Below are 22,931 nucleotides of genomic sequence, written 5' to 3'. Positions count from 1 at the left end.
TACAATACTCCTAAATAAAAATTAGAAGCCTCGTTTCAAATTTTAAAAATAAGTGCCAGATTATAAATTTGGCACTTATTACTTGCGTATTCACTTATTTTATTGACTTTAAATAATCAGAAGGTGTTTTATTCGTAAACTTTTTAAAGGTTCTATAAAATGAGGTTTTTGAGTTAAATCCACTTTCATGAGCCATTCCAATAAGGGTAATATTTTCATAGGACTTACTTTTCATTTTTTCTATAACCGTATGTACTCTATATTCATTTATAAAATCAGAAAAGTTTTTTTTGGTTCCTTCATTAATTATTCGGGAAAGGAGATTAGGATGTATTTGTAGGTTTTCTGCAAGCGTGTTTAATGTTAATTCAGAATTAAGAAAAAATAAATTTTGATTCATTTGTTCTTGTAACCAGGCTATTTTTTCTTCTAAGTCATGAATGACTACTGTTTTTTTATTTTTTGGTTCTTTTAAGTGTACAATAATATACTCAGGCCTTAAGAAAGCTTCCATTCCCATCCAGACAGAAACAATTCCCATAATTAAGTATAATGGATAGTAGTATTTGAAATTTAACTGATACTCAAAAAAGAAATAGTCTATAAAAGTATAGGGTAACCAGAGTAACCACATAATACCAAAAAAGTAAACGATCCTTTTTAGCCATGTAAGTTTGTACTTTTCACTATTGCTATAGTTTTCAATAAGTAATAAAGTAAATGTTTTTATTTTTTTGATTGATAGTATGACATAAACTGCAACAGAGATAATTGCCATTAATTGTAAAATGGGGCTTAATAGTTCAAATGTTTTTGTGCGATGAATAGGTACTCCAGAATGATAACTATCGAATACTTGAAGTCCATGAAATGTAATATCGAGTAGGAGCGGACTAAAGTGAAGATAATCTGATTTTTTAAGTTTAAAATCTGGTGTAATTAACTTTCTAACATAGAAATATAATGCAGGTCCGACAATTAATAGATAAGAAGTAATTGGAAACCAGGTGAATCTAGGATAATAGTCTAATATTTTTGTATCTGCAATATATACCCATGTTAACCAAAGCGACATAATGATGACAACAATAGCCATAAATTGATTAGCCGCTTTATTTTTTCTATTAGTAAATAGTAATAATATTCCAAATGTCAACCCAACGATAGTTGATATAGCAATTAGGATATTCCAGACAGTGAGGTATATATTAAAATCCATAGATGGATATATTGTTGGAACGCAAATTACAAAAGAATACTCTATGTTTACAGCTAAGAAATAAAAGTAATTTTCAAGTCTTTTTAAAATAAAAAATCACACACTACCGAAGTAGTGTGTGATTTTAAATATCAAACTAAGTTACTTGTGATTTATTTTCCGAAGAGACCTCCTAGTAATCCTCCAAGACCACCTTTTTTGCCTCCACTGTTAAGTACCATACCAGCTACATCATCTAAGATACTTCCATCTCCATCTGCATCTAGTAAAGAAGAAATTAAGCTTTGATTTTCTTTAGGTTGTCCTCCTAGCATTCCACCTAATAGTGCATTCATTCCTCCTGCATCATTTACACCTGCTTGTTTTGTTTGCTTTCCTAGTACACCCATTAGTATAGGAGCTGCTACCTTTAGAATTTGACCTACAGATCCAGCATCCATTCCTGACTTTTGGCTTAAAGCATTTTCTACATTAGGACGGTTGCCTCCTAAAAGATGTCCTAATATTCCTTCTCCGTCTTTTGTTACACTTTCATCTACGCCTCCTTGAAAAAGGCCACCTAGATTGTCTAATATACTACCATCATGTTTTCCTGATAACGCACCCATTAGTCCTGCTGCTCCGTCTGGTGTTTGTACATTTTTTTTCATGGCACCCATAAGTACTGGCATTGCCATACTTAATAAATTACCTGTATCACTTTCTGATTGACCTGTAGACCCGCTCACTCCACTAATAATCTGCTTTCCCATTGGGCTATTTAATAAGTCTAGTAATCCTGACATCCTTTTATTGTTTTAAGTTATTAATTGATTTCAATTTACGAAATATTTAAGGGAAAGTAGGATGATGCTTCTAAAAATGCGTTTTATCGATAAAATGATGCTTTTTGTCGGTATTTATATTCTTAATACATAAAAACTCATTTGGAAAATAATGCAAAGCACTCATAATTTATTTATATACAATTCTTTATAATCTTGCTTGTGATAGTTGTTATATGTAATTATTCGTGTATCATTCATGTAGTTTTTTAACATATTTGATTAGGTAACAAAATGAGAATATAGCCTCTTTAGTATATAACTTAAAATATATTCATCATGTTAAAAAACATTTCAAATCTTGGAAAACAGTTAAGTAAAAGTGAGCAACAAACTATCAAAGGAGGGATAGATCATAATCCTCAAGTCCCTTTTGGAGGATGCTTTGATACACAAGGAGATTGTCATAATGCCATTATAAATAACTCATCTCTTTGTTGTGCTCCTAATTCATGTGGTAAAGATGGCGAAGGATGGGGAATTCATAGCTGTATGATGTAAATCCATTCTCATTCATTTAGAACATAAAAAAGCCACCGATATCGGTGGCTTTTTCTTTTACCTATACACATAGGTTATTATTTTAAGATACTTATAATCTGATCTGCCAGTTCTGTACCAATACGATCTTGTGCCTGCTGTGTTGCAGCACCAATATGAGGTGTCAATGATACTCTTGGGTTCATCAATACTTGAATTGCTGGCTTTGGTTCGTTTTCAAATACATCTAATGCAGCAAATGATAACTTCCCTTTATCTAAAGCATCAATAAGAGCCACTTCATCTATCACACCACCTCTTGCAGCATTTACAATACCTGCGCCATTTTTCATAAGCGCAAGCTCATCTTTTCCAATTACATACTCTTTCTGAGCAGGTACATGAAGTGTTATAAAATCAGATTGCTTTAATATCTCTTCTTTAGCAATTGTTTCAATGGTAAATGATAATGATTGTCCATCAAAGAATGAAAGATCGATGCTTGCTTTTTCCATAAATGGATCACTAGCAATAACATTCATACCACATCCAATAGCAATTTTTGCAACTTCTTGTCCAATACGTCCAAAACCAATAATTCCTAATGTCTTTCCTCTCAGTTCAGTTCCTTTAGCATATGCTTTTTTAAGATCTTTAAATTTTGAATCTCCATCTAAAGGCATATCTCTGTTTGCAGCATATAAGAAACGTACACTTCCGTATAAATGCGCAAATACTAATTCTGCTACCGAAGCAGATGACGCTGCTGGTGTATTGATCACGTGTAATCCTTTTTCACGTGCATAAGCAACATCTATATTATCCATACCTACACCACCACGTCCTATAATTTTAAGGCTTGGGCATGCATCAATCACTTCTTTACGAACTGTAGTTGCACTACGTACTAATACGACATCAATCTGTTCTGAGTTGATATAGTTAGCAAGTTGTTCTTGCGCAACTTTTGTTGTAATTACTTCAAATCCGGCTTTTTCTAGTGCATCAATTCCTGTTTGAGAAACACCATCGTTTGCTAATACTTTCATAGTAATGCCCGCATAAGCGGGTAATTTACATTCCCGTGAAGACGGGAATCTGTTAATCAATTTATATTAATCTTGCTTACGCTTTACGCTCTAGTTCACTCATTACATCTACCAATGTTCCAACACTTTCTAGTGACATTGCATTGTACATAGAAGCTCTATATCCACCTACACTTCTGTGTCCATTTAAGCCATTGATACCTGCTTCTTTCCACATCGCATCAAAAGTTTCCTTCAAATCACCATCTGTAAGTGAGAAAGTTGCATTCATAGAAGAACGATCTTCTTTGGCAGCAAATCCAGTGAATAATGGATTTAATTCTATTTCAGAATATAGTAATCCTGCTTTGCGATCATTTATCTCTTCTATAGCATCTATACCACCTTTCGCTTTAAGCCATCTCATAGTAAGCATAGATACATACACTGCATATACAGAAGGTGTATTGAACATACTTCCTTTACTAATGTGTGTTTTATAGTCTAACATACTTGGAATAGCACGTGTTACTTTTCCTAATATATCTTCTCGTATTACGACCAAAGTAGTACCAGCAGGTCCCATGTTTTTCTGAGCTCCGGCATAAATCAAATCAAATTTTGAAAAATCTAGCTTTCGCGAAAAAATATCACTACTCATATCACAAATCAATGGGCAATCTACTTCAGGGAAATTTTTGATCTGTGTTCCAAAAATGGTATTGTTACTTGTAAGATGTAAATAATCCAATCCTTCTGGTAATACAAATCCTTTAGGAATGTATTTATAGTTTGCATCTTTACTCGAAGCCACCTCGATAATATCTCCAAAAAGCTTTGCTTCTTTAATGGATTTATCACTCCAAGTACCTGTATTAAGGTATCCAGCTTTTGTCTGTAATAAGTTATATGCAGTCATTAAAAACTGCGTACTTGCACCTCCTTGTAAGAATAATGCTTTATATCCTAATCCTTCTAAACCTAGTAACTCTAATGCAAGATTACGAGCTTCATCCATCACATCAACAAAATCTTTGCTACGGTGTGAAATCTCTAAAATGGATAATCCAGAGTTATTAAAATCTAAAATAGCTTGAGAAGCTTCTTGAAAAACCTCTTGTGGTAAAATACAAGGTCCTGCGCTAAAATTATGCTTTTTCATTGAGTATTTGATTTTTAAATACAATGCAAAGATGCCTAAAATGACCTACAATGGCATTGATAATATGATAATTTATACACTATTTTTTTAACAAAAATGCAATGGTGTCTACACCATCAGCATAGTCATGCAATTGGGGATTTTGTGTCTGCCCAAACGCAATGGTTTCTATATCTAGCGTTTCACCTACAATACACTGTATATTGTCTTTGTGATCCTCTAGTGTCTTATATAAAATTTCTAAAGATTCGTAACGCTCATAAAATAAAGTCGCAATAGGAGATCCAAAACTTGCATCTTCCTTAAGCATTAAAAATCCGTTTTCTAATAAATCAAAAAGACTCATTAAGTATACCGCTTTATTGTAGTCATAATTATTAGCATACTTTGCTTGATTGATAATATCTTTCCAGGCATAAATAGCATTAAAGAAACCATCAAAATTATAATCTTTAGGAACATATAGTTTTGACACATTACGACACCCTAATCCGTAATAACGAAATATATCTTCAGCCAGCGCTTCTAATTGCTCAGGAGTTTCATTTCCAGTAAGTACCGCAACAGAGTTTCGGTTTTTACGAATAATATTAGGTTTCTTACCAAAATAGTACTCAAAGTAACGCGCCGTATTATCACTTCCAGTCGCAATCACTGCATCATGAGGAGGTAATTTATCTTCTGTAAAGGTGATTTTTCCTTTTAAATCTGGATGTATATATTCCAAATACTTCGCAAGAAAGGGGAGAAGGTGCTTATCATTACTCGATTGTTTAACGATAACTTGATGTGCCGTTATGAGTACCGATAAGAAATCATGAAAACCCACCAGCGGAATATTTCCTGCCATGATCACGGCAATGGTTTTGGAGGTATACGCTTTCGCGAAAGCGGACTCATATGGAGTCAACCATTCTGAAAGATGCTTTTCTGTAAGCGATGACGCCCATCCTTCTATGGCATACAAGATATTTTCCTTAGTAAACCAACCATTATGTTCGCTAGCCAATTTGATTTGATGTTGAAAGCCATCAAAGAAAAGATCGTTGTAAGCAACTCCTTCTTTTTGGGATATTTCTGCTCTAGAAAATTGAGATAAAAAGTCTCCAAGTTGAACAAAAGCGTTAATTCTTTCTAGTAATTTCATATGTGCTTGTCTAATCTACGGCTAGGCATTATTTTTGTGCAAAGTTATTGAAAAAAGAACCTATGGCAATTATCATCACAGACGAATGTATAAATTGTGGAGCATGCGAACCTGAATGCCCAAACACAGCGATTTATGAAGGAGCCGATGACTGGCGTTATTCTGACGGAACAAGTTTGACAGGAGATGTCATACTACCTAATGGAAATGCGGTCAATGCAGACGATGCTCAAGAGCCAGTAAGCGACGAAATTTATTACATCATTCCCGATAAATGTACGGAGTGTAAAGGATTTCATGATGAACCTCAGTGTGCGGCAGTATGCCCAGTAGACTGTTGTGTTCCTGATGATGACCATGTAGAAACAGAAGAAGAACTTCTCGGAAAACAAGCGTTTATGCATCCTGAAGGCTAAAAAACATTTTTAATGTATACAAAAAACACCTCCAAATGGAGGTGTTTTTTATTTTACTAGTACGTATCCATTTGAATACGTCACTCTGAATTTATTTCAGAGTCTCATTAGAACGGTTTTCAATTATGAGATGATGAACTAAATTCAGTATGAAGTTTTTTTCTTTAGATACCACATAGAAAAAGATATGAAGTATGATTCATTATGATTTTGCAAAAACATCTCGACTGCGCTCGATGGGACAAGATTAAATAATTTACCAGGTCGAGAACAGTCGAGACCTATTTCTAAATCAATAAAAAAACACCTCCATTTATAGACGTTTTTTTGATTTTACATTTTTTAGTTGATAAGTAAGTTAAATAGCGTTCTTTTTACTCAGTATAACAAGGCTTTACCGTTAAAAATTTTTGAAGCCTTGGAAAAAATTTAGGTGAAGTTTTGTGGTTTTTCGCTTTAAGCGAAAAAATACCTTGGAAAAAGTGTCTTTTCTTTTGGTTCGTTTTCTTTGGACAAGCAAAGAAAATGAATAGAAAACACTTAAATAGAAAAAGCGCCTCCAAACAGAGGCGCTTTTGTTTTTATCATATAATTTTTATTTATTCTAGTGCCTACTCTGGACTTGTCACTCTGAACTTGTTTCAGCGTCTCAATAGCATGGTTTTCAATTTTATGAGATGCTGAAATAAATTCAGCATGACTATTGATTTAATTCTGAATCAATCCTTGTCCTTCTATCCAAGGAGCGCCAGCGTTTTTTAAATCACGTTCTAATGCAGGGAGTGTTGTTTCTACAATAGGACGTAAGGTTGCTTTTACTTTTTTAAGTTGGCTTTGCACTCTACTTAATAAACCTTTATGCTCATCGGTTGGACCGTAGGTATTGCCTAAAAATCTTCCTAACGAATTTCCATCACTAGCGGTTGGGTTATTGCGTTCTCCAATCTCATCTTTTACAGGATTTCCGTGTAGTTCTTTATCAATATCTAATAAAGCGTTTTTAGCGTCATGTAAACGAGTATATAAATCATTAGATGGTGAAGTTGCTTTGCTCAACGCACGTAACATGGCATCTACCTTTTGCTGACTTTTAGATAAAGCAATATTGGTAGCAGTTAAATCTTGTTGAAAAGCAAACGTAGCTTCTCTAAAACGATCGATTTCCTGATAGGATTTTCTAGGTAAAGCTGTTTCATCAAATAATGGTGCTACAGTAAATGATGCTGGACCTTGTAATACGGTTTGTGTACCATCTATTTGCTTTACAAGGGTTACAGTATAGTTGCCAGGCGTTGCCATCACACCACCACCTCTAAAGCCACGACGACCTCTTGGTGCTTGTAATCGCTCTCCATTTTTACGAGGATACGATAGGTTCCAGCTCACACGGTTAAAGCCTTTTTTATTCGTTCCTTTTACCGTATTTACTACATTACCATTGGCATCTTTTATTACTAAGAGTATCGCAGGTTTGTCTTGTCTATTTTCTGCTTCCAGCGCTTCCCATCCTGGGAATTTTGCATCGCCTTTCTTTTCCTTTGCTTTACGTACATCTTTAATCGACTTCAATTTATTAGGCATATAATATGTGAAGTTGGCTCCAAATGGCGGATTTTTTGCTTTCCACTCGGCATCTCCTTGACTTCCTACACGATTGTGTTGTCGGTACCAATGTGCCGTTTTTACAGGAAATAGCGTTGCTTCTGTATTGTTCATGCTTGGCGCGAAATTTCTTAAAGGGGTGATATCATCCAGTATAAAAATTCCTCTACCAAACGATCCTGCTACCAAATCATTTTCACGACGTTGAATGGTAATATCTCTAATCGGAATGGTAGGCATACCGCCTTTTAACTTTGTCCAGTTACCGCCGCCATTATTAGTGAAGTATACACCAAATTCTGTCGCTGCAAATAATAAATCCTTCTTTACGTGATCTTGCACCAATCTCCAGATGAGTAATTTTTCAGGTAAATTCCCGTTGATGAGTTTCCAACTTTTCCCTTTGTCTGTACTCTTGATGATATAGGGTTTATAATCTCCATATTTATGATTGTCTAGAGCTGCATAGACCACATTGGCATCAAATAAATCGGCGCGTACATCATTTACAAAAGGAGTTTCTGGAACGCCTTTGATATTATTTAGTGTAAATTTTGACCAAGTTGCACCTCCATTTTCTGTCACTTGAATCAAACCATCATCGGTACCTGCATAGAGCAGTCCTTCTTGTTTTGGCGACTCGGCTAATGAGGTAATCGTATTGTAATTTGACATGGCATATACATCCCACGCATTATCCCAACTTTGAGGTTTGTCATAATACGGGAAGGTCACACGTTCTTGATTCAAGGTTAAATCTCCAGAGATAGGTTCCCAACCATCACCTCTGTTTTCAGATTTCCAAACGCGTTGTGATGCAAAATAGAGTCTTTTCGGATTATGTGAACTCACCACAATAGGCGCATCCCAATTAAAACGCTCAAAAGGATCTCCTTCTCTTGCTTGTGGTTGAATAAACACCGTTTCTCTAGTTTTATGATCGATTCTCCATAAAGCTCCTTGCTGGAATTCTCCATAACTTATATCAGGATTCCCAGGCTCTGTAGCGGTTTGTGCACCATCGGCACCTAAGGTTTTCCACCAGTCGGCACTAGCAATTCCATCAGAGCTAATGGTTCTGGAAGGACCTGAATGCGATCCGTTATCTTGGGTTCCTCCGTATACATTGTAAAAGGGGAGGGCATCATCTACTGCAATTTTGAAGTATTGGGTAATCGGTAGGTTGCGTACATATTTCCAGCTGTTGGTATTGTCAAAACTTTCATAGAGCCCTCCATCGGTTCCGATTAATAAGTAATTAGGGTCAGATTTTTTAAATACCAATGCATGGCTATCACTATGCTGATTGGATCTTTTCATATTGGTGAAGGTCTTCCCATGATCGGTAGAGATCAATGCCGCATTATTCATCATATACACGGTCCCTTCATAATGAGGTGATGCAATAATTTCTTGATAATAGTGAGGTCCTGTTCCTCCAGAAACTGCATTTGATTGTTTGGTCCACGTAGTTCCTCCGTTCTTAGTCATAAAGACACCCCCTTTTCTTCTGTCTAATTCGATAGCTGCATAAATCACTTCAGAATTAAAAGGAGACATAGCGAGTCCTATTTTTCCAAGGTTGGATTTTGGAATCCCACTTTTTAATGGTTTCCAGGTTTCTCCTCCATCGGTACTTTTGTGTAATCCTGATCCAGGACCACCTCCTAAATAACCTGCTACCGTACGATGTCTTTGCCACGTAGCAGCATAGAGTACATCTGAATTGTTTGGATCTATAAGTAAATCGGTAGCGCCTACCCAAGCCTCATCTCCTAAGGTGCGTTTCCAATTTTTACCGCCGTCAGTCGTTTTATACACCCCACGATCACCGCCTTTACTCCAAAGCGGCCCTTGAGAAGCGACCCATATAATATCTGAATTTTCTGGATGGACAATAATTTTGGAAAGATGTTCTGAGTTTTCTAACCCCATATTCTTCCATGATTTCCCATCATTATGACTTACATAAATCCCATCACCAAATCCTGCATGGCGTCCGCCTACATTTTCTCCTGATCCTGCCCAGATGGTACTTGGATTGTTAGGATCAATAGTGATGCATCCCATGGAGTAGACTTTTTCATTATCAAATAGTGATTTCCAAGTCGTTCCGGAATTCGTTGTTTTCCAGATACCTCCAGATCCTACGGCAACGTACCATACGTTTTCATTTTCTGGATGAATAGCAATATCTGCAATTCTTCCAGAGGTCATCGCTGGACCAATGTTTCTAAATTCTAAACCGCTATACGGATTTTTTGGTTTTTCTTGCGCATGAAGCGTCATGCTAACCGCGCATAGGAATAGCATGAGATAGTTGAAAGCAATCTTCATTTTTTGGTGTGGTTTTAGTGATTATTCTATGAGATCATCTAAAACTTTTATGGTTGTCATCCTGAAATTGATTCAGGATCCCATTATGTGAATCATACCTGTGAGATTCTGAATTCATTTCAGAATGACGTCGTAAAGACTTTTAAAAACAATCTCATAACTCCTAAAATTACAAAAATGGGTTGAAGGCTTTTGTTAATAAGGTTGAATTTTAACGAAGTTTTGGTATTTGATGAATGATGGATGGGAAAATGTCTTACTTAAAGTGTTCCTGCTATAATGAGTAGAAATGAATTATTGTTGTATACGCTTTCGCGAAAGCGTATACAGTGACATTTCGCGAACCTGCCTCACCGGCAGGCAGGAGCGTATAAAGTATCCATAAATAGATATCTGTTTTACTTAATTTTTTTCGCTTTATAACGTGAAAATTGTACGCTTATGACGGTGTCATTTTCAAATTCAAATTCATAATAGGTGCCAGTTTCTTGATTAAAGAATAAGCTATCTGTTTCAGGTAATAAGAAAACCCCCGGTCCTTGGAATATGTCTCCATTAAACTCTAAGCCATTATCTTTTATCTTAATGATAGCATCTCCATTATTGGGGAAGTTATAATTTCCTATGAATCGTTCTAATTCTTTCTGTGATTGCTTATTAAATACTCTCTTTCTAGGGTATACATCGGGTAGGTTATATTCTTTTGCGATACTTAAAAAGATCTCTTGCATGATGGCACTTCCATTATCAGAATTAGACATCATTGCTACAGAAATAGGTTGTTCTTTCCAAGCTCTTAGATCTGCGCGAAACCCTTCATCTGCGCCACCATGACCGAAGGTATGTTCAAGAACATAGGGTCCTAGTCCTTGATTTCCTCGGTATTCTGTGAGCATATCGTTAATTGTTTGTGCTTTTAGGAATCCATCTTTTTGTGTTTGTAAGGTTTCTTGTATTTCTTTGGTCCATAAAACCAATTGAGATGGTGTGGTCCAAAGACCTGCCGCAGCCATTTCCGGATATACATGCCACTTGCCTTCAACAGATGTTCCATCTGCATAGTGTCCTGTGGCAGCTAGGGCATGATATTGTTTGGGTAATGGGTTGCTATACGTGCTATTGGTCATTCCTAATGGGTCTAGCACCTGTTCTTGCATAATGTCTGAAAATTCTGTTTGCTCAATATCCGTAATCATCAATTGCATAATGGTATAACCACCTCCAGAGTATTTCCAGCCTTCGCCAGGCACTCTAAATACTTCTACAGGACCTGTATTTCCTTTACCATCTAAAATATCAACGACACTTGGGATGGCATCACTTCTAGTATAGCCGGGGAATCCATGTACGGTGAGTCCTGCAGCATGCGTTAGGAGTCCGCGTGGGGTTACTTTTTTTGTTTTTGTAAACTCATTATCGGGTACTTTCCAACTGCTTAGATATTTATTTACATCGGTATCTAAATTGATGACTCCTTTTTCTACCAATTGATGTATTCTTGTGGCGGCTACAGGTTTACTGATAGAGCCGGCTTGGAATAGAGTTTCTGTGGTTACTTTACGATTTTCTGTACTATCTGCGATTCCATATCCTTTTGCCCATTCGATAACGCCATTATTCATTACGGCAATGCTCAATCCAGGAATGTTTAACTCCTTCATTCGATCTTCAATAGTATAATACTGTATGCTTATACTATCGCCATACTGTATTTGTAAATTGGATTGAAGACCATTTTCGATTCGAGCAATTCTCTCTTCTAATTGCTTTTGATCTTCTTGCGATTGACTCACATAACTGTTTAATAGTACGAATAGGGCCGTAAGAATATATGGAATACGCATGCTGTTTGCTTTTAGTGATTGATGATCGTATATATAGCTTCTATTGAAAATGATAAGATGCTATTTTCTAGAACGTACTATTTGCTCTTTCTAAGATAAATACTTCCTGAGCTTGCATCTAGTTTTATGTTGGTTTTGCCTCCATTTAATTGGAGTCGCATTCGTTTTCCATCAAATTCGGTGAGATCTTCATTTAAAACCTTAAAGTCAATATCACTTAAAATGCGATTTCCAGTGGCATCTAGTTGTACATTAGCATTTTGAGGTAATGACATATCGATGTATCCGTCATTACTGATAAGTGAATATAAATTTGTAGGTGATACTTTATCAAAAACCACTTTTATATTTCCTCCTATCGTATTAGCGATTACAGGACCACTCACATCGGTTAGATTGATAGAACGATAGGAAGTAGATATTTCGGCTTCGCCTTTAAAATCGGATAGTTCCCAAGCATTAGAGCCTGATGTTATAAAAAAGGTATTTGAATTGGTTTTTTTACACCCATCTGTATTCCATAATAGTTTTACCGAGTTAGGGATGAGCATTTCATATTTGTTATTAAAATGAACTGCATTTATGATTCCCGTGTTATTAGACGTGGCATTATAATCTTTGATAATTAACTCTCCTGGCTTTTCTGTAATGTCTAAATATAAATTGTCAGCAGGATTGTTTGATTTATTTCCTAGTGGTGTCAGCCCTTCTTCCAGCTCTTTATTTTCTGCTTCATTAAAAAAAGTTTTATATCTAAATACCAAAGAGTCTGATGATTTTATATTGTTTAGTTTTTCACCGTAACGGTTATAATAGGCATAGTTTGCATTACTATTAAGGCTTTTGATGATGACTTCATCACCGTCATAACCACTAATGGTCATATTAGAGGTGGTGCATATTTTTAAGGTTCCTTTTGTAAAGGCAATGCGTTTTTCATTCTTTTGCGCGTATCCAGTTCCTATGATGAAAAGGAAGGTCATTACTGTGATTATATGTTTCATTTTGTTCGTTTTTATTGATTTAACATCGCCAATGAGGCAGATGCGTTCCCTTTTACTAAGGGTAATGATTCTTTGTTTTCTATAATTTTTTTAAGTGGTTCCTTGGCTCGTTGTTCTCTTAAAATAGAAACCGATTTTATAAGTTTTAGCTGTACTAAGGGTTCTTTCTCTGTTTCCAAGGCTTCAATAAGGTTGTTTCGCACTAGTTGATTATTCGGAAACTTTAAAAGGGCATCAATCACAGCTATTTTAGAATTGCTATCGGAATCTTCTTTTAGAATTTTAAAAAAGGCATGGAGTATTTTTTCATCTTCTTCTTGATTTTGGTATTGATCTTCGATGTCATAGATGGCTTGTAAACGTGTGCTATTGGTTTGATCTTCTCCTAAAGCAAGCACCAGATTATCTCTAATTTCTAATTGTTCTTTTTTGTTTTGGTTATAGAAATATCCAAGTGTTAGTACGATCACCACACTTGCCGCAATGGATAGGTATCGTATCATTCTCACTGGTTTTGAAGGCTTAGATGTATGCAACTCTTTTTTCAGTCTCGCTTCAAAATCTAGCGTTGCATTGTTGGGCATTTCCTGATCGTCAAATGCTTTTTTATGCTTCTTAATAAAATCTTCTACACTCATACTTCTACATTTTTTTGCAATTGTTGTATTAAAAGACGCTTTCCTCGTCTGTATTGGTTACGTACAGTACTTTCATTTAAGTCTAATTGTTCTGCGATTTCTCTATGCGAATAGTCTTCGATGAGGTACAGTACCAAAATGATTCGGTATTTGTCTTTTAATGCATGGATTGCTTTTTTAATTTGTGCTACTTTTAAAGACGTCTCTTCAAAGGTATCTGTGTCTTCTTCTTCCTCTTCTTGAAGCGTTACCGAGTCTTGTAATCCATCTAATTTCTTTTTCTTTCGTAAGAAATCTAAAGAGCAATTAATCACAATACGTTTTAACCAGGGCCCTAGGTGATGGTGGTCTTCAAGTTTAGAAATATTCTGGAACGCTTTGATAAAAGCATCATGCACGGTGTCTTGTGCATCTTGTTGGCTCTTTACAATTCTAAAACTCACATTGTACAGCATATCTTTATAATTAAGATAGATCTGCATTTGTGCTTTTAGGTTATTGTTTTTACATGCTTCTATTAACTCTGATTGTTCCAAAAATCGGTTTTGATGTGTTGGTTTATTATAATAACGTACTTTTTTTAAAAGTGTCGCAAAAAAAAGTGATGGGTACCGATTAAAGTTATGGAAATGTTTTGGGAAAGTGGGGGAGCTGTTTTGAGATTGCTAGAGATTGGGTTATATGTTTTTTAGACAATAGGACGGGTTTATATTATTTACTTTTAAGTTTGTAGTAAGAAAAAACAAACTCTTTTACTTTTTATTTTATCTCTTAACTATATATAATTGTGAACTTGACTTTTATTTTTTCCATTTAAATAATTCATAAAGTTCTTCTAAGGGTTGCTCCCATTCTTTTCTAAACTCCAACCTATCGTGTTTTAGCATGTCATTTGAATATGTAGTTCTAAAATATGTGATCTTGTTGTTATTATCTCTGTATCCATATGCTTGTCCTTCTTTAAATTGAAACTCAATTTCATCTACTCCTTCTGCAATAGTATCTGTAACTCGAACTGGTCCTTGCATATCAGAGAACATAATTCCTTTAGAACCAATTTGGAATGTAGAATTTTCACTTTTTAAAATTCGTTCTGCAAACCTTTTACAAAAATGTCCAGTATATATTCGAACCCATTTATTCCAACTTGAATTTTGCACAAAACCAGTAGGTGAAATTCCTCCATTTGAAGTGTCAGCAGTAACTAGTAATAATCCGTTACTTGTTCTATGTGTCATTCCGATACTTACAATGGGTTGAGATTCAGTTGGTATTTTTTCACAATAGAAACTCAATTTTGCTCCCTTAAATTCTTCATAAGTTTTTATCCATTTGGAATTGCTTATTCCTATTTTTTTAAATTGCTTTAATTTATGTGCAATTGCCCCTTTGGATTTTGGCAAGGCAATTTTGAGAGATTCTTGAAATATTCCTGAAATCTCTTTTAATGTAAATGTTTCTAGCGCAACTTTTTTAGACATTTTGATTAGTTTATTTCGTAGAAGATATAACGCTCTAGCTATGGTACGTATCCTGAAGGGTATGCATTATTGTAATTATTTATATCTTCATAAAGTCAATTAAAATATTCAAATTTTGATTCGTGATATTTTGGAAATAAATATCTTCAATATCAATGATTTTGGATTGTAGTTCTTTTTCAGAAATGCATTCAGCAATACAATTATGAAAATAGATTTTTAATTTACTAAAATACTCCGCTGAGTTGTCAATATTTGATTTATATAGTTCTTCTTGATATGGTTTAATTGCTTTGACTATATATTCAATAATTTCTTCAGTTTGTTTGGCAATAGTTGACTTGTCTATAAAATCAATTTCTTGTGGTTGAGAAAATGGTTCATGAGCTAAAGCAGAAGCTATTTGTATATCATTAAACATTTCTTGTCCACTTCCATAACCAATCTTTGATTTGCTAAATTGAGCACCAATTGCCACCATTAAATTAGTTCCAAATCGAGCTTTGTAAATACCATAGATTGATAAACTTATTTGGTCATTTGGAAAGTCTTCTTTCATATATGAAATAAAGTTTCGATAAGATTTTTCAGTTACATCTGAATATTCTCTCATCTTCTCGATTAATAGGGAATCAATCTTTTCTTTCTGCTTTTTCTTATTAGTAAATAATCCAAACATTTGATTTTTTTAGTTTAATAACGGTCTTGTATATGAAACGTAGCGTGTACAAAGACATTGAATTTTCAAATTATGCACGAGCTGAATTTCTGATTTTTTCTTTTTTTTACTAAAAGCTAAATTTAAAAATTTGGCGGACTATCAAATAAGCCTTAACTTCAATTAAACAACTACCCGATTATAAGTCGTATACGTTGTGTTTAGTAGTTATTTTTCCAATATTTCTTTCAAAATTTCAAATCTTCTCATCCTGTTACTTTTTCTTTGAGTTCCTTCTTGTCCAAGTTGAAAATATTCTTCAATTAGTCCAACTCGATTTTCTGTATCTCCATAATCTTCTACAAAAGCGTTGAAGTTATCAATATGCTTTTGTTGAGCGTCTCCATATTTTTGAAATAAGTAATAAGCTACTGTAAACAAAGTATAAAAGTGAACTTTTCTTGAAATGAGTTTTTTATTTGAATCCGAAGCGTCTAAAAACTTTTTAACAATAGATAATAAATTTTCAAACAGATTTTTATCCTCTTCATAATCTGGGTATTCTTCGTTGAAAGTATCGTAAACTTTGTTTATGCTTTTTTGAGTTGTCTCTTCTTCAATACCTAGTCTTATAAATATTAGTAGGCTGCTGATAAACTCGATATCCTTCATTCTACGATAATCCAATCCTGTGAATAATGAACTTTCTAGCCATATTGGATTTTCCGTCAGTTCATTGGCTAGTCTCAGAAACAACCCACTATATTCAGCGTTTCTTAATTCCTGTGGATTTAATGTAGTAGTTGTACTATTAAGTCTTAAGAACATATTAACTATATCTTCTCTGGATACGTTGTCTTTAATAAACCTAACAGATATTGGATATTTCCAAATTTGATTTCTCTCGCTTTCGGTTAGTTCTGTAAAAGTTTTACCAGTGTAACCAGCGTCTCTAAAATCTAAATAAGTACCATTCAGTTTAAAATCTCCATTAATAAAATTAAAAATTGAACCCAATCTTTGCTGTCCATCAATTACGCTGAAATTTGTATTGCCAGATTCACTTTCTGTATCTCTTTCCCATAAATAGATTTCAGGTATTGCGTAACCCAATAAAATTGTCTCAATAAGTCTTATTTGATTTTTTACTGTCCAAATGTATTGTCTTTGAAAAGTATTATCAACGTGTAGAAGCTCATTTTTAATCTGGTCAGTTAACCATTTAACGTCTTTTCTTTCAATATATATATAATCTGTTATTGATGCCATTTTTCTATTTTTCTTGTGTACTTAATTCTTTTATTTCTTGAATTCCTTTTAGATGATACCTTTCAACTGATTCCCACGAATCGTATATTCTATAATTAATATCGTGTTTTATTCCAAATAAAAGTTGATAATCCTTATTGAATTTTTCAATTCTTGATATCCAATCTTTAAAAAAAGGGTGAATTGGCTTTGGTTCCTTTACAGATATAAACCTTCTGAAAATATTACTAGTTATATATCTATATCCGATATTAACCTTGTCTTCATAAAGATCTAAATATGCATTCCAAAATTTGTAATAATAATTTCTCGAGACTATTACCAAATCAATATCTGATTCTTCTTCATTAAAATCGCTGAAATTTTTATCCGGAGCTAAACTGTAGCCTAATTTTCCGCTACCAACAATGCAAACATTGTTAAAACTAACTCCTAAACTTTGAGAAACAAATTTTTTAAAATTATCGTAAGTATCTGAAGGGTTTTCTACTTTCAAGTAATCTGTAAAATACCAAATTTGATTTCCTTGAAGATAATTTAAGAAAATTTCGCTATTACCCTTTACTTCAATATCTGCCTGAAAATTTTCTTTTGTCATATTCGTTTTTGTTAATTACATACAACGGTTAGTGTAAAATGCGTTTTTAATACATTTTCACATATTGTTGTAGTGTCGTTCTAGTATTTTAAGTTATCAAGCTCATGTTTAAAAAATGTTTCAAAATCTCTCTTAATCGTCAATCTGTTTTACTTGATTAAATCACAAATTAAATCTTTAATGGTTAATAATCTACTATTGATGTTTGGTTTTTCATTTAAATAAAACAAAGAATACAAACTCAATTTCTTTCTCTCATTAACTGGCACGGGAAACTGATTTTTTATTGTTTTATAAATTTTAAGTCTATCCGTTTGGTTAATTTTTTTGTCCAAAAATGACTCACTAGATAATTCGTTTTCAAATAGATTTTGCATTTTAGTGAATTTAAGATTCTGGATTTGAAAAATACGTATGCAATATCATTACGTAAAATGATATTATTATGTATAAGCTCTAATTTTTGTTATCTAAAGGAAAACTAAAACTGTGTTTTTTTTCTAGTTCTTCAGTGTTTTCCGAATAAGTTCTCATCTATTATAATCTTCTTAGCATCTTAATTTTAAATGCACTACAACTACTTTATATCATACACGTACGATATATTTTATATAAACGTTTCTTCTCAAATGTAGTGTAATTTTTTATAAATATAGTTGTAATTGTTTGTTTGTGAGTTGTTTTCAGTTTTACTGTCATGAATAGCTATTGTGTGCAAATGACTACAACTATTTATAAACGTTTGTAATTAAACCTAAACCTACCCAATTCCCCACAACCTTCGTTACGGAAACCCGTAAATGGGGGAGAAAGTTGCTTTTTGTCTTCGTCATTTCGACAGAGTGAAGAATGAACGACGAGAAATCGCATCACAGTGAGTGCCTTAGCTTGATGTGTGATCTCTCCTGTCGTCGAGATGACTGCTTGTTGCTTAAGTGATGAAGTTTATCTTTCCGCACTCCGACTATGCACTTCGACACACTCAGTATAAACTTTTGTCTTCGTCATTTCGACAGAGTGAAGAGTGAACGACGAGAAATCGCATAACAGTGAGTATTTTATTTGTGGAATCTTAGCTTGATGTGTGATCTCTCCTGCAGTCGAGATGACTGCTTGTTGCTCAAGTGACGAAGTATATCTTTTTGCACTTCGACACGCTCAGTGTGACAATCAGTATAAACTTCTGCTTCATTATACTTTTTCGCGAAAGCGAATTTTTTGAAAGAGAGAATATAGAATATAGAATATAGAGTATAGAGTATAGAGTATAGAATATAATAGAGAAGAGAGAAGAGAGAAGAGAGAAGAAAGAAGAGAAAATAGAATATTGCGTCTAGTGGTAATTTTTTTTCGTATCAGGACTGTTGTCAACTGTTTTCGTTTAATGACACTTAGTACTTGTATGTATATTCATTAATTGATTCCATATCGGATGATTTTTCTCTTGTGGAGATACATAATACCAAACCAAATATTTTTTCTGATGTGGACAATACTCGCTTTTAATTTTTGCGTTGAGCGTAATGATCTCTTTTTTGAAAAATTCATCATACATCTCAATAGAACCTTCAAAAGTGTTATTAGCGGTTTGTTGTATAGAAGATTTTGTTTCGGGGATTTTTTTAAAGAAATTTAAATTAGTAATGGCTCCAGTACCCATAAGACCATCAAAATAGATTTCCATTATACGTTCCAATTCAGAGGCATTTATATTTGGATCTTCTTCAAGAATCCATAAAAAAACATATGAAAAATAATCCTCACTATTTTTTTCTCCCCATCCAGGAGCAAACCGAATATGTTCTTCTCCTTGATAGTCTAAGTCACCAGCAAAAATTAATGGGAATTCCAGAACTTCACTCCTCCAAGTATCATTTGCAATTAGAACATTATCAATATTATTATGTAATCGAATGTAAAGATACCCAGCTCCAATAGCGATCACTATTACAATGAAAAGTACTATTTTCAAAATCCTTTTTAGCATTCTTTTCGCATTAGTTTTATGACATCATTTTGCTGTATTTACTCCTTTTCTTTTTTCTTACCTAAAGAGATTTTGTAGTCATCTACATTTCCTTTGATCTTTAGGTTGAGGTATCTGATTCTTTTGGTGGTGTCTATGGCTACAATGGCATCTTCTTGTTCTGGGTTTACAAGGGTGTCTCTCTTGCCTTTAAATAGCTTTTGCCAAGCAGCTTTTCTAGCGGCTTTCCAAGGAATACGTAGGTAGTAATCGATATTTTGATCGCTGTCATGGGTACCGGATAATTCCATATGACCTATGGTAGATTCGATGGTCATCATTGGAATATGGATTTTTCCTTTCTGTATGTCTAAGCTGTTTTGTAGCGTATCAAATCGAATGTTTTGGAGGTTTTTATCGCCCATATAATCGGAAAGTGCCAACATAGGATCGTAATTTTTTAATCGGCCGTTTAATACTTTTACGTCCATTTCTAGGGTAGACTGATCCAAATCTGGGGTCATATCTGGGTATACTCGTACTTTCCCTTTGATTCTAGAGGTGAGCTTGCCTTGTAAGTTTTCGGATACGAGATGGTCTTGTCCAAAGTTTTCAAATTTGAAGAGCAGTTTATCCAAATCTACATTGGTCATCACCAAATCAGGCTGCATATAGATATGCTTAGGATCGCTTCCATTAAAATAACCGCTCAATCGGATGTTTCCTCCTGCGGCATCCATATTGAGAGTATCTATATAGATGTAATGATTGGGTGTGGTGCGTATATCTGCTTTGATCTGTTGAAGATCGATTTTATGATATATAAAATGCCCAATATTTGCTTTGAATTGCATGTCTGTAAATGGCAACTCATAGAGATTGAAGGCTTCTGCATGTGCTTTTACATCTGCTGTTTTTGAAACGGCTACTTCTGTTGGTGTTGTTGTATTTTCTTCAAAATTAAACAGCTCATCAAAGTCAATATAATTTGCGTTTAATTCGAGGTAATTATCTCTTTTCTTTATTTGTGGATCTTCTCCCAAATAATAATTGAGATCGAAATTGAAATTGGTCGTACCTATCTCGCCATGAAAGTCTTTGATAACAATGTGATCGTCTTCATAATGAATGTTCCCTCTAAAATTTTCAAAGGGTAACGGATGCACTTTCATTTTTGTATCTAGCTTGTCTAAAGCGAGATCGATGGAATGTAATACAGAATCTTTATAATGCATGCTTGACGCGAAATGCAATGCCAGATTATCAAATTCTTCATGTCTATAGTCTTCCGGAACATAATTTTCTCCTTTGTAAGAGAAGACATCTTCGAGTCTTAATTTTTCTGAAGATAGGTTGATATCTAAATACACATCTCCTTGAAGTTCGGGTTGCATCCAAAACGAATAATCATGTACGAGCCCATCTATATGAAAGTCGCTATCATCTATATAGCCTGTAAAGTCTATGATTTCTACATCTTCATCATCTATAAACATATCGGCATTAAAATCATGTAATGTATGCGGATAATGCTTTAAGTCGGCATACAGGCTATCGATAAAGAATTCGCCTCTTGGTAAATAGTTAGATTCTGTAAAATCTTTCGCGGAAGCTTTAAAAGAAAGCCCTAAAGTCAGATCTTTTATTTGTTCATCAACACCTATTTGGATGGTGTCTTGTTTTGTAAATCCTGTGAGTTCGGCAATATCTAAATACTTGGAAGTAATATCTAAATGGGCATCTACCGGAATGTCTGTATGATGTACAATAGAAGGTAAATCTGAAAGAAAACCACTAATGGATAGATCTGAATTGCCCATCAATAGTTCAAATTGTTTGAGGGTTGCTTTTTTGCCATTCATGACAAGATGTACATTCAGGCTATCTAAGGGAACGGGAAGTTCTTTGGCGTCTAGACTCAAGTCTTTTACAATCAGTTCTGAAAAGTAGGCTTGATTGAGTTTTTGTAATGCTTTTTCAGGATGGTCTACATCAATAATATCATGAAAATTCATTTTCAGAGAAACCTGCCCAGAGGCGTCTTGTACTTGTTCTAGCTCGAAGAAGTCTGCGATAAAATCGAGATTGAAATTGGAATCGATTTGCATTTCGACTTCGGGAGATTCAAAGTTCTTGACAAATACGGAGCCTTGAAATTCCCCTTTTTCCAAAGAGGCTTTCATATCCGTAAGTGAAAACTCCATCGTACTGGCATCTCTATTGGCTCCATTGGTAAAATGACCTTTAAAACCTACTTCATCTATCTTTTTCTTGCGTTTGGTGTTTTCGAGGAAGGCTTTTCCAGCGCCAAAATCGGCATTGATAAGCGGTCGATTTCCTTTATTAGCAGCACCTTTGATCGTTGCATTAAAATAGATTTTACCCGCATTATTATATTTTTCTAATACAGGAATGATATCAGTAGGTGCAAAGGCGATAAACATATCAAAATTATTCTTGGTGCCTTTTATAGACAGATCCAAGTCTACATCATTTTTGGTATCTATCGATCCTTCTAATTCAAAATCGCCATTTTCCATCGAAATCCCTGAAGGTTGTATGTTCAGAATACCCGTATGCTCATTAAATGTGAGGTTTGTATTAATCTCAAAATGCTTTTTACGAAAAAAGGTGGTATCACTATCTTTTATCACATTTAATTCAAAATAGGTGTCTATATGCCCAGCGATGATACTATCTTTTCGGCTAAACCCACCGGTGCCCGCATATACAAACTTTTCGACATCGGTATTGGTGGCTTCATCTAAGGTATGAATATCTAGATTTTTAAACTTGATCTTTTTAAGATGGATATTAGTCGTGGGTGTTTCTGTGTCAGAAGTACTTGCTAAGGAGTTTTGAATGTTGGTGGTATTGTTTTCGTGAATGACAATATTGAAAACACCTTCTTCTAGTAATAACGATTGGATGTCATAGTTTCCATTGACAATATCCCATAGATTAAACCCTATATAGATGTCTTTTACGTCCATAATGATAGGCGCATTTTCTTCTTTTGTTTCAAGAACCTGCACATCATACACTTTTATAGAAATATGCGGAAAGTTGCCAAAAAGGGATAATTCACTTTCCCCTACATTAATTTGGCCTTTGTGCTCTTTATTGAGTTTGGCAATCTCACTCTTAATAATTTCAGATTGGTTACTCTGAATATAGAGTATGAGCGCTCCTAGTATCACTATAGGAACTACGATGAGCGCTATTAAAATTCGTTTCCAGAATTTTTTAATCTTCAAA

At 34.4% G+C, this 22,931-nt stretch carries 19 protein-coding genes; 2 read left to right on the top strand and 17 right to left on the bottom strand.

What is annotated here, in order from left to right; translation table 11 throughout:
- Positions 1-94 precede the first annotated feature (94 nt).
- Both CHB80_RS15650 and CHB80_RS15645 read right to left on the bottom strand, forming a co-directional pair.
- A complete protein-coding gene (locus CHB80_RS15650) occupies positions 95-1,219 on the bottom strand; it encodes a helix-turn-helix domain-containing protein (protein ID WP_089372444.1) in 1,125 nt (374 codons plus the stop codon).
- Between the two features lie 152 nt (positions 1,220-1,371).
- Positions 1,372-2,004 carry a DUF937 domain-containing protein gene (locus tag CHB80_RS15645; RefSeq protein WP_089372443.1) on the bottom strand — a complete coding sequence of 211 codons (633 nt, stop codon included), beginning with the start codon at positions 2,002-2,004 and terminating at the stop codon, positions 1,372-1,374.
- A 318-nt stretch (positions 2,005-2,322) separates the two neighbouring features.
- Here CHB80_RS15645 and CHB80_RS15640 point away from each other — a divergent pair, with 318 nt between their 5' ends.
- Positions 2,323-2,544: a hypothetical protein gene (locus CHB80_RS15640; RefSeq protein ID WP_089372442.1), complete on the top strand. Its 222-nt coding sequence runs from the start codon at positions 2,323-2,325 to the stop codon at positions 2,542-2,544.
- A 77-nt stretch (positions 2,545-2,621) separates the two neighbouring features.
- Here the strand turns inward: CHB80_RS15640 and CHB80_RS15635 are convergent, their stop codons facing one another.
- The 3 genes from CHB80_RS15635 to CHB80_RS15625 form a co-directional block, all read right to left on the bottom strand.
- The gene (locus tag CHB80_RS15635; protein WP_089372441.1) at positions 2,622-3,572 is read right to left on the bottom strand and encodes a D-2-hydroxyacid dehydrogenase; all 951 of its coding nucleotides are present in this window, start codon (positions 3,570-3,572) and stop codon (positions 2,622-2,624) included.
- Positions 3,573-3,648: 76 nt separating this feature from the next.
- The gene (gene serC, locus CHB80_RS15630; RefSeq protein ID WP_089372440.1) at positions 3,649-4,713 is read right to left on the bottom strand and encodes a 3-phosphoserine/phosphohydroxythreonine transaminase; all 1,065 of its coding nucleotides are present in this window, start codon (positions 4,711-4,713) and stop codon (positions 3,649-3,651) included.
- 79 nt (positions 4,714-4,792) lie between these two features.
- Positions 4,793-5,860 carry an acyl-CoA reductase gene (locus tag CHB80_RS15625; RefSeq protein ID WP_089372439.1) on the bottom strand — a complete coding sequence of 356 codons (1,068 nt, stop codon included), beginning with the start codon at positions 5,858-5,860 and terminating at the stop codon, positions 4,793-4,795.
- A 62-nt stretch (positions 5,861-5,922) separates the two neighbouring features.
- On the opposite strand from CHB80_RS15625, the gene CHB80_RS15620 reads away from it, so the two are divergent.
- Positions 5,923-6,276 (top strand): 4Fe-4S dicluster domain-containing protein, encoded by a 354-nt coding sequence (locus CHB80_RS15620; protein ID WP_089372438.1) that lies wholly within the window; start codon positions 5,923-5,925, stop codon positions 6,274-6,276.
- A 708-nt stretch (positions 6,277-6,984) separates the two neighbouring features.
- On the opposite strand, the gene CHB80_RS15615 is transcribed toward CHB80_RS15620, so the two are convergent.
- The 12 genes from CHB80_RS15615 to CHB80_RS15565 form a co-directional block, all read right to left on the bottom strand.
- Positions 6,985-10,215 (bottom strand): VPS10 domain-containing protein, encoded by a 3,231-nt coding sequence (locus CHB80_RS15615; protein ID WP_089372437.1) that lies wholly within the window; start codon positions 10,213-10,215, stop codon positions 6,985-6,987.
- A 398-nt stretch (positions 10,216-10,613) separates the two neighbouring features.
- Positions 10,614-12,059, bottom strand: coding sequence for a serine hydrolase (locus CHB80_RS15610; protein WP_089372436.1), 1,446 nt, complete (start codon positions 12,057-12,059; stop codon positions 10,614-10,616).
- Between the two features lie 77 nt (positions 12,060-12,136).
- On the bottom strand, positions 12,137-13,063 hold the full coding sequence (locus CHB80_RS15605; protein ID WP_089372435.1) for a DUF4097 family beta strand repeat-containing protein: 927 nt from the start codon (positions 13,061-13,063) through the stop codon (positions 12,137-12,139).
- A gap of 11 nt (positions 13,064-13,074) precedes the next feature.
- The gene (locus tag CHB80_RS15600) at positions 13,075-13,701 is read right to left on the bottom strand and encodes a HEAT repeat domain-containing protein (protein WP_089372434.1); all 627 of its coding nucleotides are present in this window, start codon (positions 13,699-13,701) and stop codon (positions 13,075-13,077) included.
- A complete protein-coding gene (locus CHB80_RS15595) occupies positions 13,698-14,237 on the bottom strand; it encodes an RNA polymerase sigma factor (protein WP_089372433.1) in 540 nt (179 codons plus the stop codon). Before CHB80_RS15595 ends, CHB80_RS15600 begins: the two co-directional genes overlap by 4 nt.
- Positions 14,238-14,501: 264 nt before the next feature.
- Positions 14,502-15,182, bottom strand: a complete 681-nt coding sequence (locus tag CHB80_RS15590; RefSeq protein ID WP_089372432.1) for a hypothetical protein — start codon at positions 15,180-15,182, stop codon at positions 14,502-14,504.
- Between the two features lie 79 nt (positions 15,183-15,261).
- Positions 15,262-15,861 (bottom strand): hypothetical protein, encoded by a 600-nt coding sequence (locus CHB80_RS15585; protein ID WP_089372431.1) that lies wholly within the window; start codon positions 15,859-15,861, stop codon positions 15,262-15,264.
- Between the two features lie 207 nt (positions 15,862-16,068).
- The gene (locus CHB80_RS15580; protein ID WP_089372430.1) at positions 16,069-17,109 is read right to left on the bottom strand and encodes a DUF262 domain-containing protein; all 1,041 of its coding nucleotides are present in this window, start codon (positions 17,107-17,109) and stop codon (positions 16,069-16,071) included.
- A 4-nt stretch (positions 17,110-17,113) separates the two neighbouring features.
- Positions 17,114-17,707: a hypothetical protein gene (locus tag CHB80_RS15575; protein WP_089372429.1), complete on the bottom strand. Its 594-nt coding sequence runs from the start codon at positions 17,705-17,707 to the stop codon at positions 17,114-17,116.
- A gap of 149 nt (positions 17,708-17,856) precedes the next feature.
- Complete coding sequence (locus CHB80_RS24420; RefSeq protein WP_143337157.1) at positions 17,857-18,084, bottom strand: hypothetical protein; 228 nt, start codon at positions 18,082-18,084, stop codon at positions 17,857-17,859.
- A gap of 1,004 nt (positions 18,085-19,088) precedes the next feature.
- Positions 19,089-19,679 (bottom strand): hypothetical protein, encoded by a 591-nt coding sequence (locus CHB80_RS15570; protein ID WP_143337156.1) that lies wholly within the window; start codon positions 19,677-19,679, stop codon positions 19,089-19,091.
- Positions 19,680-19,732: 53 nt separating this feature from the next.
- Positions 19,733-22,930, bottom strand: coding sequence for an AsmA-like C-terminal region-containing protein (locus CHB80_RS15565; RefSeq protein ID WP_089372427.1), 3,198 nt, complete (start codon positions 22,928-22,930; stop codon positions 19,733-19,735).
- Position 22,931 lies beyond the last annotated feature (1 nt).

Origin of the sequence: Dokdonia pacifica, assembly GCF_900188275.1 — a bacterium.
In the GTDB taxonomy this organism is placed as follows: domain Bacteria; phylum Bacteroidota; class Bacteroidia; order Flavobacteriales; family Flavobacteriaceae; genus Dokdonia; species Dokdonia pacifica.
This window is presented reverse-complemented; position numbering and strand designations above follow the sequence as displayed.